The 3,250-nt window shown below is 66.6% G+C and carries 4 protein-coding genes; 2 read left to right on the top strand and 2 right to left on the bottom strand.

All coding sequences use genetic code 11. The features are described from left to right. Positions 1–222, top strand: a 222-nt coding sequence (locus A5713_RS19110) for a DUF559 domain-containing protein (RefSeq protein ID WP_156751943.1), incomplete at its 5' end; no start/stop codon positions are given. Positions 223–336: 114 nt separating this feature from the next. On the opposite strand, the gene groL is transcribed toward A5713_RS19110, so the two are convergent. Together groL and A5713_RS19120 are read right to left on the bottom strand one after the other, a co-directional pair. Further along, the gene (gene groL / locus A5713_RS19115) at positions 337–1,962 is read right to left on the bottom strand and encodes a chaperonin GroEL (protein ID WP_068098000.1); all 1,626 of its coding nucleotides are present in this window, start codon (positions 1,960–1,962) and stop codon (positions 337–339) included. 193 nt (positions 1,963–2,155) lie between these two features. After that, entirely contained in the window at positions 2,156–2,734 is a 579-nt protein-coding gene (locus tag A5713_RS19120) for a TetR family transcriptional regulator (protein WP_082973037.1), read from the bottom strand. Positions 2,735–2,875: 141 nt separating this feature from the next. On the opposite strand from A5713_RS19120, the gene A5713_RS19125 reads away from it, so the two are divergent. Continuing rightward, positions 2,876–3,250: FAD-dependent oxidoreductase (locus A5713_RS19125; RefSeq protein ID WP_156751944.1), on the top strand; the 375-nt coding region annotated here is incomplete at its 3' end.

The following is a 3,250-nucleotide window of genomic DNA, read 5'->3' on the forward strand; positions in this document are numbered from 1 at the left end:
CGGGTCGACATGGGATGGCGCGAGTGGAAGGTCGCCGTCGAGTACGACGGCATCCAGCACTGGGAGAACCGATATCAGAGGTCGTGGGACATCGAGCGAATCGCGCTGCTGGAAGGGGCCGGCTGGTCCGTCGTCAGGGTCAGTGCCGAGATGCTGTCGCGGGGGCATGTGACGGTTGAGCGGGTCAGAGCCAAGCTTCGAGAGGCCGGATGTCCTGTCTGAGTCATCGAGTGTGGGGGCTACGGACGATTTCCGGGCAGTTTTCGTCCCCAGCCCCCACACTCAACGCACGAAAAAGCCCGGCCCCCAGGGGGACCGGGCTCTTTCGTTGACTTTCTAGAAGTCCATGCCGCCCATGCCGCCGGTCGGGTCGCCCGCGGGAGCGGCCGCCTTCTCCGGCTTGTCGGCGACGACGGCCTCGGTCGTCAGGAACAGCGCCGCGATGGACGCCGCGTTCTGCAGCGCCGAGCGGGTGACCTTGACCGGGTCGGCGACGCCGGCCTTGAGCAGGTCCTCGTACTCACCGGTGGCGGCGTTCAGACCGGTGCCGGCGGGCGAGTTGCGGACCTTCTCGGCCACCACACCAGGCTCCAGGCCACCGTTGAAGGCGATCTGCTTCAGCGGAGCCTCGAGCGCCACCCGCACGATGTTGGCGCCGGTCGCCTCGTCACCTTCGAGCTTCAGCTCGTCCAGCGCCGGGGCCGCGTGCAGCAGGGCCACGCCACCACCGGCGACGATGCCCTCCTCGACGGCGGCCTTGGCGTTGCGGACCGCGTCCTCGATGCGGTGCTTGCGCTCCTTGAGCTCCACCTCGGTGGCGGCGCCGGCCTTGATCACCGCAACACCGCCGGCCAGCTTGGCCAGGCGCTCCTGCAGCTTCTCGCGGTCGTAGTCGGAGTCGCTGTTCTCGATCTCCTGGCGGATCTGGGCCACGCGCCCGGCGATGGCGTCGGTGTCACCGGCACCCTCGACGATGGTGGTCTCGTCCTTGGTGACGACGACCTTGCGGGCCTTACCCAGCAGCGCGACGTCGGCGCTCTCCAGCGACAGGCCGACCTCCTCGCTGATGACCTGGCCACCGGTGAGGATCGCCATGTCCTGCAGCATCGCCTTGCGGCGGTCACCGAAGCCGGGGGCCTTGACGGCGACCGACTTGAAGGTGCCGCGGATCTTGTTGACGACCAGGGTGCTCAGAGCCTCACCCTCGACGTCCTCGGCGATGATCAGCAGCGGCTTGCCCGCCTGGATGACCTTCTCCAGCAGCGGGAGCAGGTCCTTGACGGTCGACACCTTGGAGCTGACGAGCAGGATGTACGGGTCTTCCAGGACCGCTTCCTGACGCTCGGCGTCGGTGACGAAGTAGCCCGAGATGTAGCCCTTGTCGAACCGCATGCCCTCGGTGAGCTCGAGCTGCAGGCCGAAGGTGTTGGACTCCTCGACGGTGATGACGCCCTCGTTGCCGACCTTGTCCATCGCCTCGGCGATCAGGTCGCCGATCGACTGGTCGCCCGCGGAGATCGCGGCGGTGGCGGCGATCTGCTCCTTGGTCTCGACCTCCTTGGCCGACTTGAGCAGGGTCTCGGTGACCTTCTCGACCGCCTTCTCGATGCCGCGCTTGAGGCTCAGCGGGTTGGCGCCGGCCGCGACGTTGCGCAGGCCCTCTTTCACCAGGGCCTGGGCCAGCACCGTGGCCGTCGTCGTGCCGTCACCGGCGACGTCGTCGGTCTTCTTGGCGACTTCCTTGACCAGCTCGGCGCCGATCTTCTCGTACGGGTCCTCCAGCTCGATCTCCTTGGCGATGGACACACCATCGTTGGTGATCGTGGGGGCGCCCCACTTCTTCTCCAGGACGACGTTGCGGCCCTTGGGACCCAACGTCACCTTTACCGCGTCGGCGAGGGCGTTGAGCCCCCGCTCGAGGCCGCGACGGGCCTCTTCGTCGTAAGCAATGATCTTGGACATTGCGAAGTGAATCCTCCGGTTGGGGGTTACACGTCTTTGGCCGGACGCAGTGCCCGCGACGGACGACCGCAGCTGTGTTCGGCTTCAGTCTCACCGTCCCGACCTAGCACTCACTGGTCGCGAGTGCCAAAGTCATTCTTAGCACTCGCCTATGCCGAGTGCAAGGTTGCCGTCGACCAGGCGGCTGCTCGGCTCAGCCCCTCGCCTGAGCAGACCCGTTGGTGAGGTCACAGTCGACATAACGCTGCAGGTTGGGTGCGATTGCGGCGATCACCTCGTCATCCGGCATCGACGCGAGAGGCTCCATCTTCCAGACGTAGCGGATCAGCGCAAAGCCCACCATCTGCGACGCGATGAGCCCGCTGCGAACCAGTCGGTCCCGTTCGTCGCCGTCCAGTGCCGCGCTGTTCATCATGCTGTCGACCACCCCGCGCCGTAATTTCTCGCGCGCCGTCGGTTCGTGCGCGGCGGTCTGCAGGATGGCACACATGGTCGGCCCGATCTCCTCGTCGGACCAGCTCGCCAGCAGTACCTGGACCAGGGCGGTGCCGAGCTTCTCGGTCGGCGTCGTCCAGACCTTCGCGACGGCTTCCAGCCATTTCTGCGGCGGGTTCGTCGCGGCGTCAAGCAACCGCTCCTTCGTCCCGAAGTAGTGATAGACCAGCGCGGGGTCGACGTCGGCCGCGCGCGCCACCGCCCGGATGGTGGTTCCCGCCCAGCCGTGTTCGGCGAACTCATCACGGGCGGCGACAACAATCTTCGCGGCCAGCACCCCCCGTTCATCTCGCGGACCGGGAGTTATCGGCCTCTTCGCCATACGTTTCACCATAGCGTGAAATTTCCCCGGCGCTGAACCTAGACTCACGCTGGCGTGAAACTTCGTCTCAACTACCCCCACCCACAGGAGGAAGACATGGCCGCCGCTCCATCCCCCCAAGGCCCCGATGTTCTCGTCGTCGGTGCCGGACCGGTCGGTCTGGTCGCCGCCGACGAACTCGCCCGCCGCGGCGTGCGCGTTCGGGTCATCGACAAGCTGGCGCAACCCACCGAACACTCGCGCGCGATCGCGGTGCACGCGCGCAGCCTCGACATGTTCGACCGGATGGGCATCGTCGACGAACTGGTGAGCACCGGGGTCAAGACCAGCGCGATGGAGTGCTACGCCGGCCACAAAAAACTGGCCCGGATCCCGTTCGGTGCGGTCGACAGCGCGTTCCCGTTCTGTTTGGTCACGGCGCAGACCGAGACCGAACGCGTGCTGGGCGAGCACCTGCAATCGCTCGGCGTC

The organism is Mycobacterium sp. E2497 (assembly GCF_001668695.1).
Taxonomy (GTDB): Bacteria; Actinomycetota; Actinomycetes; order Mycobacteriales; family Mycobacteriaceae; genus Mycobacterium.